The 15,943-nt window shown below is 71.3% G+C and carries 14 protein-coding genes, 2 pseudogenes and 1 riboswitch; of the genes and pseudogenes, 9 read left to right on the top strand and 7 right to left on the bottom strand.

What is annotated here, in order from left to right; genetic code table 11:
- Positions 1 to 49: 49 nt before the first annotated feature.
- Positions 50 to 1,105: a polyprenyl synthetase family protein gene (locus tag AOK03_RS25330; protein ID WP_055567645.1), complete on the bottom strand. Its 1,056-nt coding sequence runs from the start codon at positions 1,103 to 1,105 to the stop codon at positions 50 to 52.
- Complete coding sequence (locus tag AOK03_RS25325) at positions 1,095 to 1,376, bottom strand: hypothetical protein (protein WP_055567644.1); 282 nt, start codon at positions 1,374 to 1,376, stop codon at positions 1,095 to 1,097. The genes AOK03_RS25330 and AOK03_RS25325 overlap by 11 nt, the downstream gene beginning before the upstream one ends.
- 220 nt (positions 1,377 to 1,596) lie before the next feature.
- Here AOK03_RS25325 and AOK03_RS25320 point away from each other — a divergent pair, with 220 nt between their 5' ends.
- Positions 1,597 to 2,298, top strand: a complete 702-nt coding sequence (locus AOK03_RS25320; protein WP_055567643.1) for a Clp protease N-terminal domain-containing protein — start codon at positions 1,597 to 1,599, stop codon at positions 2,296 to 2,298.
- A 44-nt stretch (positions 2,299 to 2,342) separates the two neighbouring features.
- On the opposite strand, the gene AOK03_RS25315 is transcribed toward AOK03_RS25320, so the two are convergent.
- Positions 2,343 to 3,566 (bottom strand): cytochrome P450, encoded by a 1,224-nt coding sequence (locus tag AOK03_RS25315; RefSeq protein WP_055567642.1) that lies wholly within the window; start codon positions 3,564 to 3,566, stop codon positions 2,343 to 2,345.
- 261 nt (positions 3,567 to 3,827) lie between these two features.
- On the opposite strand from AOK03_RS25315, the gene AOK03_RS25310 reads away from it, so the two are divergent.
- From AOK03_RS25310 to mmsB, 5 genes are all read left to right on the top strand, one after another.
- Positions 3,828 to 4,130, top strand: a complete 303-nt coding sequence (locus AOK03_RS25310; protein WP_425264408.1) for an SCO0607 family lipoprotein — start codon at positions 3,828 to 3,830, stop codon at positions 4,128 to 4,130.
- Positions 4,131 to 4,178: 48 nt separating this feature from the next.
- Positions 4,179 to 4,358, top strand: a riboswitch (cobalamin riboswitch).
- Between the two features lie 210 nt (positions 4,359 to 4,568).
- Positions 4,569 to 6,068 (top strand): CoA-acylating methylmalonate-semialdehyde dehydrogenase, encoded by a 1,500-nt coding sequence (locus tag AOK03_RS25305; RefSeq protein WP_055567640.1) that lies wholly within the window; start codon positions 4,569 to 4,571, stop codon positions 6,066 to 6,068.
- Positions 6,065 to 7,228 carry an acyl-CoA dehydrogenase family protein gene (locus tag AOK03_RS25300; RefSeq protein ID WP_425264407.1) on the top strand — a complete coding sequence of 388 codons (1,164 nt, stop codon included), beginning with the start codon at positions 6,065 to 6,067 and terminating at the stop codon, positions 7,226 to 7,228. Before AOK03_RS25305 ends, AOK03_RS25300 begins: the two co-directional genes overlap by 4 nt.
- Entirely contained in the window at positions 7,225 to 8,310 is a 1,086-nt protein-coding gene (locus AOK03_RS25295; RefSeq protein ID WP_055567639.1) for an enoyl-CoA hydratase/isomerase family protein, read from the top strand. The genes AOK03_RS25300 and AOK03_RS25295 overlap by 4 nt, the downstream gene beginning before the upstream one ends.
- Complete coding sequence (gene mmsB, locus AOK03_RS25290) at positions 8,307 to 9,242, top strand: 3-hydroxyisobutyrate dehydrogenase (RefSeq protein ID WP_279616332.1); 936 nt, start codon at positions 8,307 to 8,309, stop codon at positions 9,240 to 9,242. The genes AOK03_RS25295 and mmsB overlap by 4 nt, the downstream gene beginning before the upstream one ends.
- Before the next feature lie 87 nt (positions 9,243 to 9,329).
- Here mmsB and AOK03_RS25285 read toward each other — a convergent pair whose 3' ends face one another.
- Together AOK03_RS25285 and AOK03_RS25280 are read right to left on the bottom strand one after the other, a co-directional pair.
- The gene (locus tag AOK03_RS25285) at positions 9,330 to 10,964 is read right to left on the bottom strand and encodes a hypothetical protein (protein WP_157869077.1); all 1,635 of its coding nucleotides are present in this window, start codon (positions 10,962 to 10,964) and stop codon (positions 9,330 to 9,332) included.
- Between the two features lie 414 nt (positions 10,965 to 11,378).
- Positions 11,379 to 12,068 carry a YoaK family protein gene (locus AOK03_RS25280; RefSeq protein ID WP_055567637.1) on the bottom strand — a complete coding sequence of 230 codons (690 nt, stop codon included), beginning with the start codon at positions 12,066 to 12,068 and terminating at the stop codon, positions 11,379 to 11,381.
- A gap of 186 nt (positions 12,069 to 12,254) precedes the next feature.
- Between AOK03_RS25280 and AOK03_RS25275 the strand changes: the two genes are divergently transcribed.
- On the top strand, positions 12,255 to 12,599 hold the full coding sequence (locus tag AOK03_RS25275) for a four-helix bundle copper-binding protein (protein ID WP_055567657.1): 345 nt from the start codon (positions 12,255 to 12,257) through the stop codon (positions 12,597 to 12,599).
- Between the two features lie 115 nt (positions 12,600 to 12,714).
- Here the strand turns inward: AOK03_RS25275 and AOK03_RS44255 are convergent.
- A pseudogene (locus AOK03_RS44255) lies at positions 12,715 to 12,907 on the bottom strand (cysteine hydrolase family protein); the annotation flags it as partial.
- A 23-nt stretch (positions 12,908 to 12,930) separates the two neighbouring features.
- Positions 12,931 to 13,738: pseudogene (locus AOK03_RS41205) on the bottom strand (GlxA family transcriptional regulator); the annotation flags it as partial.
- A gap of 80 nt (positions 13,739 to 13,818) precedes the next feature.
- Between AOK03_RS41205 and AOK03_RS25265 the strand changes: the two are divergent.
- Complete coding sequence (locus AOK03_RS25265) at positions 13,819 to 14,586, top strand: class I SAM-dependent methyltransferase (RefSeq protein ID WP_055567635.1); 768 nt, start codon at positions 13,819 to 13,821, stop codon at positions 14,584 to 14,586.
- A 103-nt stretch (positions 14,587 to 14,689) separates the two neighbouring features.
- Entirely contained in the window at positions 14,690 to 15,820 is a 1,131-nt protein-coding gene (locus AOK03_RS25260; RefSeq protein ID WP_079074949.1) for a FecCD family ABC transporter permease, read from the top strand.
- The last annotated feature ends 123 nt before the right edge of the window (positions 15,821 to 15,943 follow it).

Genomic DNA, 15,943 nt, shown 5'->3' with positions numbered 1-15,943 from the left:
TTCCTCGTCTTCCATGGAGAGGCGGTGTCAGGGCGGTGGAGAGGCTGGTTCAGGAGAGGCGCAGCGCCGCCGAACCGGCCAGCGCGGTCAGGGCAGCGGTGGCGTGCGGCGGGACGTCCAGCTCGTGCAGGGCGTCGAGCGCTTCCGCCACGCGCGCACTGATCATGTCCTCGACGCGGGCGGGCGCCCCGAGCCCGAGCATCAGCTCGCGCACCGCCTGCAGCCCTTCCTGGCCCGGGTCGCGTCGGCCGAGCAGCGAGCGGAGCCGCTCCCGCTCGTCGTCGTCGGCGAGGCGCCATGTCTCTGCCAGCAGGGCCGTCGGCCGGTGGCCCTGCACGTCGTCGGCGTTGGCCTTGCCCGTCACGTCCGGGTCCCCGAACAGGCCGAGCAGGTCGTCCCGCAACTGGAACGCCTCCCCCAGCGGCAGTCCGTAGGCCCGGTAGCCCTCGCGCAGCCGCGCCCCCGCCCCGGCCAGGGCCCCTCCGATGAGCAAGGGCTGCTCGACCGTGTACTTGGCGGTCTTGTAGCGGATCACCTTCAGCGAGGCCGTGGTGTCCGGGTCGGTTCCGGTACGGAGGATTTCCAGGCACTCGCCCGCGATCAGCTCACGGGCCATCACCGCCCACAGCGGGCGAGCCCGGGACAGGTACGCGGCGGGCAGACCGCTGGTGGCGAAGAGCTGCCCGGCCATCGCCATCAGCAGGTCTCCCACCAGCATCGCAAGGGACCGGGCCGCGGCGTCGGCACGCGGGCGGCTTCGTACGGCGGCGCGCAAGGCCCGGTGAGCGGTGGGCCGCCCGTGCCGCAGCGGGCTGTCGTCGATGAGGTCGTCGTGCACGACCGCCGCCGCGTGCACGAGTTCCATGGAGGCCGCGGCCCGTACGAGCGCGTCGCTGTCCTGCTGTCCCACCGCGCGCCAGCCCCAGTAACAGAACGCGGACCGCAGCCGCTTGCCGTCCGCGACCGCCGCCTCCAACTGCCCGGCCACCGGGGCCAAGAGCGGGTCGATCTCCGCGAGCCGGTCCGCCTCCTCGGCGACGAAGCGGTGCAGTGTGTCGTCGACGCGGGTCTTGAGCGTGTCCGGCCCGCACTGATCACTCGTCATCGGCGGCCTGTCGGGCGAGGGCACGCCGGGCCAGGATCTCCAGGTGGGCCGGGGGCGTGGCCGCGTACCGGTCCAGCGCGAGGCGGCCGCGCGCCAGGAGGTCGTGCTCGGCCTCCGCCGCCAGCTCCGCGGTGTCGGAGCGGAGCAGTGCCCCGCGGACGGTGCCCAGCGCTGAACCCACCGTGCTCACCGCCAGATCGGCCAGCCCGGCCACCAGCAGTACGGCCCGGCCGTCCAGGCCCGCACGCCGTCGTTCCTCTTCCAGAGTCATGCCACGTCCCCACCCAGTACGCGATCACACGACGTCGGTCATCCGCCGCCCTTGCGAGCATCGCGTCATGTCGGTCACGGGTGCGCAAGAACTCACGATCGAGCGATCACGTCGCTCGACAGTACGGATCACGGTCCCTTGAGCAGAGGCGATCGGTAAACCTGGCGCCGATCGTCAATTACAGGTTGACGATCGAAGGTCGTCAACTTACGATTGACGCATGAGTCCACTCGATATCAGCCTCGCCGACCTGATCGCCCGTCTGGACGAGGAGCTCCCCGAGAGCAACGAACTGGCCCGCATCAGTGAGGCGCGGCTTCGTGCCCAGACCCTGTCCGACCTCGGTGACCAGCTCATCGACCACTACGTCAGCAAGGCCAAGCAGACCGGCGCGTCCTGGACCGAGATCGGTGACGCGATCGGGGTGTCCAAGCAGGCCGCCCAGCAGCGCCACGCGCCCGGCCCCTTCGAGCGGTTCACCGAGCTGAACCGGCACGGCATCGTGCTGGCGCAGGAGGCCGCCCGGACGCACAAGCACGACTCGATCGGCACCGAACACCTCCTGCTCGGCCTCCTCGGCGAAACGCAGGGCCTGGCGCACGAGGTGCTGGTGGCGAAAGCCGGATCGGAGCGGCGCGTCCGCGACGCGATCGAGGGAGTGCTGCCCCCGGCCGGGACGAAGGCGCTGCGCGGGCACATCGCGTTCCGGCCGGAGAGCAAAGAGGTGATCGAGCAGGCGCGCCGCGTGTCGTCCGACCTCGGTCACGACTGGGTCGGTACGGAGCACATGCTGCTCGGTCTGATGCGAGCCGAGGAGAGCCGGGCCGCGCAGGTCCTGCGCCATCTCGGCTTCACGTCCGACGAGTTGTACGCGACGGTCACGGCTGCGATCGCCGAACGACGGGCCGCACGCGACGAGTAGGGGTGAAACGATCCGTCGCGGCGCAGGGGCGGGCCGACCCGGGCTCACCCGGCCGTGGTGGCGTCCCCCCATGTGACGGGGAGCTCGTGGACGCCGAAGATGTTCATACCCTCCCGCAGCGGTACGTCCTCGGGTGCGGCGGCGAGCCGCAGGGTCGGGAATCGGGTGACCAGTGCAGGGAAGGCCACCCGCATCTCGACGCGGGCCAGTTGCTGGCCCAGGCACTGATGGATGCCGTGGCCGAAGCCCAGGTGGCCGGTCGACTTGCGGCGCAGGTCGAGGGTGTCGGGGTCGGGGAACTTCGCCGGGTCGCGGTTGGCGGCCTCCATGGAGAGGGCGACGGACTCGCCCTTCTTGATGAGGTGGCCCTCCACCTCCACGTCCTCCAGTGCGGCACGCAGACCGGTCTGGGCGATGGTGGCGTACCGCATCAGTTCCTCGACGGCCTGATCGGCGAGTTCCGGTTCCGCGCGGAGGGCGGCGAGTTGGTCCGGGTTGGCCAGCAGGGCGAAGGTGCCGAACGCGATCATGTTGGCGGTGGTGTCGAGACCCGCGCCCAGCAGGAAGCCGCCGATGCCCGTGAGCTCCTCGTCGGTGAGGTCGCTGCCGGTCAGGTCGCTCAGTAGGTCGTCGGTCGGGTCGGCGCGCTTCCGCAGGACCAGCTCCCGCATGTATTCCTCGATCGCGACCATGGCTGCCGTGCGCTCCTCCTCCGTGGAGCTCAGCGTCATGGACGTCTCGGTGTGCCGCTGGAACATGTCCTGATCGGCATGGGGCACGCCGAGCAGCTCGCAGATCATGAGCGCGGGGACGGGGCGCGCGTACGCCTGCAGAAGGTCGACGACCGGGCCCTGGCGCTCCATGGCGTCCAGGTGGTCGGCGGTGATCCGCTCGACGCGTTCGGTGAGCAGGCGCATCCGGCGCACGGTGAACTTCCCTGCGAGCAGCCGCCGGTAGCGCGTGTGCTCGGGGGCGTCGATGCCGGTGAGGTCGCCCGTGGGGGCGGGCGGCAGCTCGCCGGTGAAGCCGGTGACGAACGGCATGTGCTGCAGTTCGTAGCGCGAGCTGAAACGCGAGTCGCTCAGAACCGCGCGGACCGCGGGGTGACCGGTGGCCAGCCATCCCATGTGCCCGTCGGGGAACCGCAGTCGCGTGAGCGGCCGTTCCTCGCGCAGCCGTGTCAGCTCGGCGGGCGGATCGAACGGGCAGCCCTTGGAGCGGGCCGCCGGGAAACTGCTGACGGGATCGGTCGACAAGTCGATCTGCATGGGTGTCCCCTCCGTTACGGGCGCGGAAAGTGCCGTGACGCCAGCATGGCACAATCGTGGCACCGCGTGGCACCATTGCGAGCCAAAGTGGCTCACTTTGGCGTGGAGGGGTGGTGGGCGGCGTGGTCAAGTAGGGCGCACAGGTCGTCTGAGTACTCGTACTCATGATGTGCGTCCCATCGTTCGCGCAGGCTGGACGCACAAGTCGAAGAGAGGAAGAGAACTGTGCGCAGCAGCATCCGAGTTCGCCCGGTGTCACGCGTGTCCGGTGGTCGGCCGGTGCGCTCCCTCGTGGGGCTCGCGCTTGCGGGGGCGGCCGCGGCCGCGGCGCTGACCGGCTGTTCCATGGAGGACGCGACGTGCGGCGGCGGCGAGTATCCGGTCCTGCGGGTGGGCGGCGGCGGGTCCGCGTGCCAGCCCGACGGGGAGGAGCCGCCGAAGGGCTACGCCCGCTACCCGGAGGGGAAGGTCCCCGAGCATGTCGGGGACAAGTGGGACAAGTACTGGAGCGATCACACGCTCGACAAGAACGGGAAAATCATCAGGCTGAAGGACGGTCAGTGACCGCCGCCGAAAGGTGGGGGTGGACTTACTAGGACGTCCAACTATATCTTCGTGACCAGAGCCCGCGGTGCAGGGAAGCCGGTGTGAATCCGGCGCGGTCCCGCCACTGTGACCGGGGAGTGCGTTCTCGCCGAGCGATACGCCACTGACGGACAAGTCCCGTCGGGAAGGCGGGAGAACGCGCGCTGATCCGGGAGTCAGGATACCGGCCGTGGGGTGTTCCGTGTTGTCCACGAGGATGGAGCAGACACGCATGGCACCGGTCCGTACCCACGACCCAGGTGATCCGGCGAAGCGAGCGACGGCCCCGGCCGGCGCCCGACTCCACGACGGCTCCTAGCCTTCGCGTCCCACGACAGAACCGCCCGCCCACCCCACCCGGTGGCGCCGTCGGCCTGCCGTGCCATCCCCGGACTCACCTGACGAGAGCAGGCTCTCATGGTCCGTGAACTGACACATTTCATCGGCGGCAAGCACGTGCCCGGCACGTCCGGGCTCTTCGCCGACGTGTACGACCCCAACTCCGGCGCCGTACAGGCACAGGTGCCGCTGGCCGGGCGGGCGGAGACCGCCGCGGCGATCGCCGATGCCGAGTCCGCCCAGCGCGAGTGGGGCGAGTGGAATCCGCAGCGGCGTGCCCGTGTGATGCTGCGGTTCCTGCAACTCGTCGAGGGGGAGCGGGAGTCGTTGGCCCGGCTGCTCTCCGGCGAGCACGGGAAGACCGTCGCCGATGCCCACGGCGATCTGCAACGCGGCCTGGAAGTGGTGGAGTTCGCCGCGGGCATCCCGCACCTGCAGAAGGGTGAGTTCACCGACAACGCGGGCACCGGCATCGACGTGCACTCCCTGCGCGTACCGCTCGGCGTCACCGCGGGCATCACCCCGTTCAACTTCCCCGCGATGATCCCGCTGTGGAAGGCGGCCCCCGCGCTGGCCTGCGGCAACTCCTTCCTCCTCAAGCCGTCCGAACGCGCACCCTCCGTGCCGCTCCGGCTCGCCGAGCTGTTCCTGGAGGCCGGCCTGCCGCCCGGGGTCCTGAACGTCGTCAACGGCGGCAAGGAAGCGGTGGACACCCTCATCGAAGACCCGCGCGTCCAAGCGCTCGGCTTCGTCGGATCCACCCCGATCGCCGCGCGCATCTACGCCACCGCCGCCGCGCACGGCAAGCGCGCCCAGTGCTTCGGCGGCGCCAAGAACCACATGATCGTGATGCCGGACGCCGACCTCGACCAGGCCGTGGACGCCCTCATCGGCGCCGGATACGGTTCGGCGGGGGAGCGCTGCATGGCCATCTCGGTCGCCGTCCCCGTCGGCGAGGAGACCGCCGACGCGCTCGTCACCCGGCTCAAGGAACGCGTCGCCGAACTGCGCATCGGACGGTCCGACGACCCGGAGGCCGACTTCGGGCCGCTGGTGAGCCGGGACGCCCTCGACCGGGTCCGCCGCTACGTGGACATCGGCGTCAACGAAGGCGCCGAACTCGTCGTGGACGGACGCGACTTCACCCTGCCCGGACACGAGAACGGCTTCTTCGCCGGAGCCACCCTCTTCGACCGCGTCTCGCCGCGCATGCGGATCTACCGCGAGGAGATCTTCGGCCCCGTGCTGTGCGTGGCCCGCGCGGCGGACTACGAGACGGCCCTGCGCCTGCCCAGCGAACACCCCTACGGCAACGGCGTCGCGATCTTCACCAGGGACGGCGACACCGCCCGCGACTTCACGCGCCGCGTCGGCGCGGGCATGGTCGGCGTCAACGTGCCGATCCCCGTCCCGGTGGCCTACCACACCTTCGGCGGCTGGAAGCGGTCCGGCTTCGGCGACCTGAACCAGCACGGTCCCGACGCCGTCCGCTTCTACACCCGCACCAAGACCGTCACCTCGCGCTGGCCCTCCGGGGTCAGGGAAGGCGCGAGCTTCACCCTCCCGACGATGGGATGACGGCGATGACCACCATGGGCGCACCCCTCACCAAGGACCAGCTGGCGCTGGCCGAGGTGACGCTCGACTTCGCCGAGGAGCACCTCGCGCCGCACGCCGTCGCCTGGGACCGCGACAAGCACTTCCCCGTGGACGTGCTCCGCAAGGCCGCCGAGCTGGGCCTCGGCGGTGTCTACGTACGCGAGGAGCACGGCGGTTCGGGCCTCGGCCGCACCGACGGGACCCTCGTCTTCGAGGCCCTCGCCACCGGCTGCCCCTCCATCGCCGGATACCTCTCCATCCACAACATGGTCGCCTGGATGATCGACCGGTACGGCGACGGGAACCAGCGGGCCCGCTGGCTGCCGGACCTGTGCACCGCCGCGTCACTGGGCAGCTACTGCCTCACCGAGCCGGGCGCCGGATCGGATGCCGCGGCGCTGCGGACCCGCGCCGAACGCGACGGCGACACGTACGTCCTGACCGGCGTCAAGCAGTTCATCTCCGGCGCGGGCACCTCGAACGTGTACGTCGTCATGGCCCGCACGGGCGAGGAAGGGCCGGGCGGCATCTCCGCGTTCGTCGTCGAACGGGACGACCCCGGCCTCACCTTCGGCCCCGACGAACGGAAGATGGGCTGGAACGCCCAGCCCACCCGCCAAGTGCTCCTCGACGGCGTGCGCGTGCCGGCCGACCGCCGCCTCGGCGCCGAGGGCGAGGGCTTCCGCATCGCCATGACCGGCCTCAACGGCGGACGGCTCGGCATCGCGGCCTGCTCGCTCGGCGGCGCGCAGAGCGCACTGCACCGCAGCGTGGCCTACCTCGCCGACCGCGAGGCGTTCGGCGCGTCCCTCCTGGACGCCCAGGCGCTGCGGTTCCGCCTCGCCGACATGGCCACCGAGCTGTCCGCCGCCCGTGCGCTGGTGCGGCAGGCGGCCGACGCGCTCGACCGGGACGACCCGCGAGCCCCGCAGCTGTGCGCCATGGCCAAGCGCTTCGCCACCGACACCGGATACTCCGTGGCCGACCGAGCCCTCCAACTGCACGGCGGATACGGCTACTTGAGCGAGTACGGCATCGAGAAGATCGTCCGGGACCTGCGGGTCCACCAGATCCTGGAAGGAACCAACGAGATCATGCGCCTGATCGTGGCCCGGGGACTGACCGAGGCCGTCCGATGACGGCGGCCGAGGGCTCCGTCGACTCCGTGCTGCTGCGCGTCGAGGGCCGCGCGGGCCATCTGATCCTCGACCGCCCCAGGGCCCTCAACGCCCTCACCCACGCCATGGTGCTCCGCATCGACGAAGCGCTGACCGCCTGGGAACAGGACCCAGCCATCGAGACCGTCGTCCTTACGGGCGCGGGGGAGCGGGGTCTGTGCGCGGGCGGCGACATCCGTGCCATCCACCAGGACGTCACGGCGGGCGACGGAGCGGCGACGCGGGACTTCTGGCGCGACGAGTACCGCCTCGACGCGCGCATCGCCCGCTGCCCGAAGCCGTTCGTCGCCGTCATGGACGGCATCGTGATGGGCGGCGGCGTAGGCATCTCGGCCCATGCCGACGTGCGCGTGGTCACCGAACGCTCCCGGGTGGCGATGCCCGAGACCGGCATCGGCTTCGTGCCCGACGTCGGCGGCACCTACCTCCTGGGCCTCGCGCCCGGCGGCCTCGGTGCCCATCTCGCCCTCACCGGGGCGCAGGTGGCGGCCGGTGACGCGCTCAGGTGCGGACTCGCCGACCACTACGTACCGTCGTCGTCCCTGCCCCGCCTGCTCGCCGACCTCGCCGACGCGCCGGTGCGCGAGGTCCTCTCGCGGTACGTCCAGGACGCGCCGCCCGGCCACCTCGCGGACGAGCGGGAGTGGATCGACCACTGCTACGCCGCCGGAACCGTCGAGGAGATCGTCGACCGTCTCCAGGCGGACGGCTCGCGCGCGGCGAAGGAGGCCGCCGAGACACTGCTCGGCCGGTCGCCCACGGCCCTCAAGGTGACGCTCGAGGCGCTGCGGCGAGCACGCGAACTGGGTTCGCTCGAAGCGGTGTTGGATCAGGAGTACCGCGTCTCGTGCGCCGCCCTGACCTCGCCCGACCTGGCGGAGGGCATCCGTGCCCAGGTCATCGACAAGGACCGCTCGCCGCGCTGGAACCCCGGCACGCTCGCCGGGGTGACCGCGGATGACGTCGCACGTTTCTTCGCGCCGCTCGGAGCCGGGGAACTCGCCCTGGACGGCGGCGCCGTGACGCAGGAGGTGGCGTGGTGAGCGGGACCGCAGGCGCAGGAGCGCCCGAGGCGAGGACCATCGCGTTCATCGGCCTCGGGAACATGGGCGGACCGATGGCCGCGAACCTGGTCGCGGCGGGGCACCGCGTCGTCGGGCACGACCTGTCGGCAGAGGCCCTGGCCGCCGCGGCGGCCAGGGGAGTGGTGCCCGCGGCCTCGGCCGTCGAGGCGGTGCCCGGCGCCGACGTGGTGATCACGATGTTGCCGGCCGGAGGCCACGTCCTCGCGCTCTACCGGGACGAGGGACTGCTCGCCGCGGCCGCGCCGGGGACCCTGTTCGTCGACTGCTCCACCATCGACGTCGCGGACGCCCGCGCCGCGCACGAGGCCGCGGCCGCCACGGGTCACCGTGCCCTCGACGCGCCGGTCTCCGGCGGCGTGGTCGGGGCCGAGGCCGGGACGCTGACCTTCATGGCGGGCGGCGGTACGGGGGAGTTCGACGAGGCGGAACCCTTGCTGGCCGCGATGGGAAAGCGCGCCGTGCACTGCGGGGCCGCCGGTGCCGGGCAGGCGGCGAAGATCTGCAACAACATGATCCTCGGCGTCTCGATGGTCGCCGTCAGCGAGGCCTTCGTGCTCGGCGAGAGCCTGGGCCTGACCGCGCAGGCGCTCTTCGACGTGGCCTCCACCGCTTCCGGCCAGTGCTGGGCGCTCACCTCCAACTGCCCGGTGCCGGGACCGGTCCCCGCGAGCCCGGCCAACCGCGACTACCGGCCGGGCTTCGCCGCCGCCCTCATGGCGAAGGACCTCGGCCTGGCCGCCGGAGCGGCGCGCGCGACGGGTGTGGACGCCGCACTCGGGCTGCGCGCGGCCGAACTGTACGAGCAGTTCGCCGCGGAGGGCGGTGCGGACCGTGACTTCTCGGCGATCGTGCAGACGATCAGGCAGCGGTCCGCAGAGCACGTCACCTGAGGAGACCGCAGCCGACCTCAGCCGACCGCAAGGCCGCCGAGGCCTTGCGGTCGGTGTGAGCAGGTCGCCGGGGACCGGTGACGGTGCTCATGACTCCGTCGAGATGAACCGACTTCCGGGAGCGTCGGGGGCGGGCGCGGCCGTGGCACCTGTGGCCTCGACTGCGTCTTCCCGCACGCTTTCGGTGGCCGAAGCGGGCGAGGAGCCCTGGCCGGTGGTGGCTTCGCCGTCGCCACCGCCCGCGGACTCCAGCCACGGTATGGCGTACACATTGGGGCGGGCCGGCTGCCGGGCCGCCGCGAGGGCCAACTGCTCCGCCCTGGCCGAGGGAGGACCGTCGGTCGGCGGCGAGTAGGGCACCAGGCCGCTCAGCCAGGCGACGATCTGCATGCCGGGCACCGTGAGGGTCGTGCCGTCGAAGGACGACGCGAACCGACGGGTCGACGAGCTGTTCTGGTAACTGCCCGACAGGGAGAAAGGACCTATTCCGACGCTGCTGCGTATCGAGGTGGCCTGTGTGGCCCGCTGCAGGTCCGTGGTTCCCCAGTCCGCGCTTATCTTGATGTCCCTGGCCACGATGAAGGCGGTCGGCAGCAGGGAGAAGACGCCCTCGTTCTTGTCGCTGATCTCACCGGTCGAATAGTCGCCCGGCCGGCGTCCGGCCGTGCTCCAGCCGCGCAAGGACGTCAGTGAGGTGTCCAGCCAGCGGCGGCGTATTTCGATCCGACCGAAACGGAAGGAGATGTTCATGTTCGACGTCTCGGTGTGCAGGCTGTACTGAGTCCTTTCGGTGGAGCCGGCCGCACCGACCCGCCACAGACCGAGATTGATCCCACCGCCCGCGCCATAGCGGGCGAATCGCGACTCCTCGTTGATGCGGAGCCGGTTGGACGTCAGCGTCAATGCCGTGAAGTTCGCGGCTCCTGATTCCGCGAACCAGTTGCCGGGGAAGGCCTCGCACAGATGCCAGAAGATGTTGGCGTCGACGAGGCTTCCTCGCCTGGTCTGCTGATACGTCTGGCGGGCCCGGGAGAAGATTCCCGCGAGGCTCGACTGCTGGAACTGCCCGAGGGTGGCGAGGGCGCTCTCCACCACACCGGGACTGGCCGCCTGGAGGTCCTGGTAGGCCAGGTCCACGGGCGCCCTGAGCACCGGCGCCAGGATGGCCCACTTGCGCTGGTCCTCCGGTTTGCTCAGGTCGTACTGGAGGAAGTTCGTCGTGTAGCTGAGCAGGGCGGCGGTGTACAGCTGCATCTTGTTCTTGTAGTTGCGGTACAGGGGTGAGTCGACTTTCACCGTGACGGGAAGGCCGTCCTGGTCGAAGTCCTGGCCGTCCACGAACAGCAGATTGAAAGCTTTCTCGTACGCCTTCTGCCCTTCGGGATCCGCGGGTGGTGGATTCACGTTCGCGCGGACGATCTCGCCGTACACGTTGTCGGTGCTGACGCCGCCGACCGCGTAGGCCGGTGTCATCAGGGGGACGGGATCCACCAGGGTCGCGAAGTTCTCGCTCGCCGCGACGGAACCGGTCGGATTGTTCGGGGACCACGGGTTCGCGAACTGCGCCGGGTCCACGGGATTTCCAGGTAGTTGCAGCGACATGTAGGTCTGCGCCCGCCGCAGAATGGGCTGTCCGCCGCCGATTCCGGAAGGAGTGGTGGTGAGCGCGTCGAAGATCGCGTCGTAAATTCCTTGGAGCAGCTGTTTCTGATCGATGGCCATGGGTTACCCCCTTATATTGACCACCGCCGGATGAGCCCGGGATGTTACTGGTTTCCTACTCCCGCGGCACAACAGCGTCAATGAGCCAAGAGGCGTGCGGGAAGTGGGACCCGAATTCGTCTGGATTGTGGGCAGAAAGGTTTTGCAAGTACGAGTTCCCAGGGGCCCTTTGGCTCGCCGGGGGCACGTGTGTGCGAGTGAGGCCGTGCGGGCGGGACGCGGGAAGGGGGTGTGTGGGCGTGAACTTGCCACGGGAGGATGCACGCATCCGACGAGCTCGGAAATCTATGCGACACGTGGGTGTGAGTGCCTTCTCAGCGGGCACCCGATGTGTGGGCCCCGCCGTGTCTCCCCCGTCGCGGCGGGGCCCACCTGCGTGACGCGGTCCTCGAGCCGTGTGCCTGACGCAGCCCTTCAGTCGCGTTCGCGGTAGGCGAGGGCAGCCGCGGCGGCGGTCAGCGTGCTCAGCAGCAGGGGCCAGCCGATCCCGTGGTTCAGGACGAGCCACGCGCCCAGGATCGCGCCCGCGATCATCGCGGTCACGGCGGTGACCCGGCGGGCTGCCCGCCGGTCGCTGCCGCCGGCGAGGCGCGAATCGGCGGCCAGCGACGCCAGGGTGCCGGTGAGGACCGTCGTGGTCAGGGCGGGCACGGCAAGGCGGCCCACGGTGCCGTTGCGCAGCCCCATCGCGAGGGCCACCAGGACGATCACCGGGTAGGGCGGCTTCCCCTCCGTCGCGAACGCGACGGCGGTGGCGATGCCGAGGAGCCCGGCCTCGATCCACACCGCGGTGCGGACCCACGGCACGCGGTGCCGGTCGCGGAAGGCGCCGGCGAGCCTGCCCGCCGCGACGGCACCGACCAGGAAGGCCGAGAGCGACACGAGCGAGCCGGTCACGGAGAATCCCGGCGCCCCCGCCAGCGCGAACCCGATGACGACGACGTTTCCCGTCATGTTGGCCGTGAAGACGCGTCCGAGACCGAGGTAGCAGATGGCGTCGACGAGACCGCTGACGGCGGTGAGGGTGACGAGGACCAGCGACAGCGGATGACGGTCACCGATCTCCGAGGTCGGCACGGAGCGGCTTCCGGAGCGAGTCGTCATGCCGCTCGTTCTACCTCGGCGCGAGCCGTGGGCGAGGGTGGCGCGTACGAGGGTGGCGCGTGAGACCGGTTTGGCCCGCCCCGCCGCGGCTACTCGTTCGGGATCCGAAGGGAGGGCCCCGTGAGAACCGCGTACGACACCCCCGTGACCGCTTCCGCGACCCCGTGGGAGAGGGGGCCGGAGGAACTGGACCATCAGGAACTCGTCCGCTACTTGGAGGACCGCTTCGCCTGCGCTCAGGCCTGCGACGAGTGCGTTCACGTCTGTGCCGTGCGCGCGGGCCCGGAGGAGCCCGGCGGCCTCACGCGCCTCAACACCGCCTGCGCGGACGTCTGCGACGCGACGTCCCGCGTCCTGGCCGAACAGAGCGACCAGGACGAGCAACGGGTCCGGATGCAGGTCGAGTGGTGCCGCGCCGTCTGCCTCCAGTGCGCCGCCCTGTGCGACCCGCACCCCGCCTCGGCGGTCTGCGCCGAGGCGTGCCGTCGGTGCGCGAAGGCGTGCGACACCTTCTTGACGACGCTGGGCTGACAGCCGGGCGGGGTGGTCGGGCAGGGTGGCGGCGCCGCTCAGGCAGGCAGGCCGTCGACGGTGCGGACGACCGGGCCGAACCGGTCCGTGATGGTGGTCAGAGCGGCGGCCCGGGCTCGCCTTCCCGCGGGGCGACCTCGTCGCTGATGGAACCGATGCGGGCGCGGATGTCGTACGGCGTGTGCTCGCCGCCGTCGTTGATGACGTGGACGACCGGAACGCCCGCTGCGCGGGCCCGCTCCCAGCAGACGGGCGCCCGCCGCGAGCGCCTCCTCGGTCCCCTGCAGCTCCATCACGCCGGTGCCGTAGGGGAAGGGGGCGGGGCAGTCGGCCCGGGTGCGGAAGCGACCTGTTCGAGCGGATGACCGGTCGTCTCCAGAAGGCGACGGGCGGTCCTCGACGCGCGCGGCCTCCTCGTAGGACGCCGGGCCGGTGCCCGCCTCCTGGGTGAGGACACGGGCGAAGTGCCGCTCGCTCAGACACATCCGGGCGGCCAGTGCCCCCGTGGACAGGTCGTCGTCGAGGTGGTCGGTGATCCACAGACGTAGCTCGTCGATGTCACGCCGCGTGGTGGCCGAGCGGCACCGAGAACTGGCTCTGGCCGCCCTGCCGTTTCAGACAGAGGACCAGCTGCCGGGCCACGGTCAGCGCGGTCTGCTCGCCCCGGCCCTCGGCGACCAGGTCCAGCGCGAGATCCAGACAGGCACTGATCCCGGCCCTCGTCCACAGCCGCCCCCGATCGGTGCGGACGAAGATCGGGTCGGTGGTCGCCGTCTGTGCGTGGGCGCGCATCTGCTGGCCGCGGCGGGGCTGCTGGACGGGAAGGCCGTGTCCTTCGCCCACGCCACCACCGTGGGATCCACACGTGCCGCGGGCCCCTCGTCGGTCATGTCGACCGCGCCCGGCACCAGCAGCGTGTCCACGTCCGCGCCGACCTCGTCGAAGGAGAGGTCCGCGCGGAGCCGGACACCCGCCGGCGTCCGGACCGCACCGGCGGCGGGTCCGGCCAGCCGGACCTCGTAGCCCGCGCGGCCCGCCGTCTCGCGGTTGGCCAGCGCGAAGACCTCGGCGGGGCCGGTGACGTCGAAGAGGTCGACATCGGGGAAGACCGCGATGATCACCCGCGGGCCGGGAACCAGAACGGATCTCCGTCCGACCACTGCACCGGAGCCCCCTGCGCACTCCTGCGCACCACGCACTGGAACGAGGTAGCAGCCCCATGAACTGGTACGAGGACGACGAATTCTGGTCGGACTTCGCCGAGACCATGTTCTCCGAGCGCAGGCGCACGGAGGTCGAGGCCCTCGTGGCGGAGTCGTCGCTGCTCCGCTTCCCGGCCGGGAGCCGGGTGCTCGACCTGTGCTGCGGACCCGGCCTGTACCTCGTGCCGCTGGCCCGTGGCGGCTGCGCGGTGACCGGGGTGGACCTCAGCCCGGCCATGCTGAAGCGGGCCGACGCCGCGTGCGAGGCGGCCGGGGTCGACGTACGGCTGGTGCGGGGCGACATGCTGACGCACGTCGAGCCGGAGACGTACGACGTGGTGGTCAACCTCTTCACCTCGTTCGGCTACTTCGACGATCCGCAGGACAACGAGCGCGTGCTGCGCAACGCCCACGACTCGCTCGTGCCCGGCGGCCGCCTGCTCATCGACGTGATGGGCAAGGAGGTCCTCGCGGGCTGGATCGGCCGGCCCCAGGTCGTCGACCTGGCGGGCGGTGCGTACGTGCTGCAGCGCGACACCGTCCTGGACAGCTGGACCCGGCTGCGCACCGACTGGACGCTGGTGCGGGAAGGGGAGGCGCGCGAGGCGTCGATCACCTCCTTCCTCTACAGCGCGGCCGAGCTGCGCGCGCTCTTCGAGGCGGCCGGCTTCACCGACGTGCGCTGTTACGGCGACTTCGACGGCGGTCCGTACGACAACCACTCGAAGCGGCTGATCGTGAGCGGCACCCGTCCGGAAGTCTCCTTGCACGCGCGGGAACTTTGACGCAGTCGCGGCCGACTACTGCTCTGCGGGCGGCACTCAGCACGGCCCGCGCGTCCACGTGCAGGTGCCCGCGCGTCAACACGCAGGGGAACGAGGGGACTTCATGACCGAGGCCGCATCAGCGACGCCGCCCGCGAGCCGCGCCGCCCGCCCGCGCGGCGAACCAGGGAAAGGCGCTGAGGAGGAAGGGCGGCCCGCGGGCCGCGGGCGGCTGCTGACCACGCTGGTGGCGCTCTCCGTGACCCTCGTGCTCTCCGTCCTCGCCGGGATCGCGCTGGGACCGACCGTCGTACCCCTCGGCGACGTCGTGCGCTTCCTCACCGCGGCCCTCACCGGCGGCACCATCGGCGCGGACGACGCGACGGGGTACTCCATCGTCTGGCACGTGCGCACCCCGCGGGTTTTGCTGGCCGCGGTCGTGGGAGCCGGGCTCTCCGTCGTGGGCGTCGCCATCCAGGCGCTGGTGCGCAACGCCCTCGCGGACCCGTTCGTGCTCGGCATCTCGTCCGGCGCCTCCGTGGGGGCGACCGCCGTCTTCGTCTTCGGGATCTTCGCGGGCCTCGGGGTGTACGCCCTGTCGGCCGCCGCGTTCCTCGGCGCCCTCGGCGCGACCGTGCTGGTGTATCTGGCCGCGCGCGGCCCGCTGGGGCTGACGCCGCTGCGGCTGGTGCTGACCGGGGTGGCTCTCGCGTACGGCTTCCAGGCGCTCATGAGCGTTCTGGTGTTCCTCGCGCCGAACGGGCAGGCCGCCCGGACCGTGCTGTTCTGGCTGCTCGGCAGCCTCGGCTCGGCGACCTGGGAGTCCCTGCCGCTGGTGACGGCGGCGGTGCTGCTCGCGATCGTCGTACTGCTGCGGCAGAGCCGCTCGCTCGACGTGCTGTCGCTCGGCGACGAGACCGCGGCCAGCCTGGGCGTGGACGCGGACGCGCTGCGACGCGGGCTGTTCGTCCTCACCGCGGCCGTCACCGGGCTCATCGTCGCGGTCAGCGGAGCGATCGGCTTCGTCGGTCTCGTGCTGCCGCACGTGGTGCGGATCTGGGTCGGCTCCACGCACCGACGCGTCCTCGCGGTCGCGCCGCTGGCCGGAGCCTGCTTCATGGTGTGGGTCGACCTCGTGGCCCGTACCGCCTTCGCGCCCGAGGAACTGCCGCTCGGGGTGATCACGGCGCTGATCGGGGTGCCGGTGTTCGTCGTCCTGATGCGCCGCCGCGGCTATCTCTTCGGAGGCCGTTAGATGGTCCTCTCCCTCCGTGACCTGACGGTCGAGGCGGCCGGGCGCGCGCTCGTCGACCGGCTGAACATCGACGTGGCCGCCGGTTCGATCGTCGGGCTCGTCGGCCCCAACGGCAGCGGCAAG

The organism is Streptomyces atriruber (genome assembly GCF_001418325.1).
In the GTDB taxonomy this organism is placed as follows: Bacteria; Actinomycetota; Actinomycetes; order Streptomycetales; family Streptomycetaceae; genus Streptomyces; species Streptomyces atriruber.
Note: the sequence above shows the minus strand (reverse complement) of the source record. Positions and strands in the feature narration are given on the sequence as shown.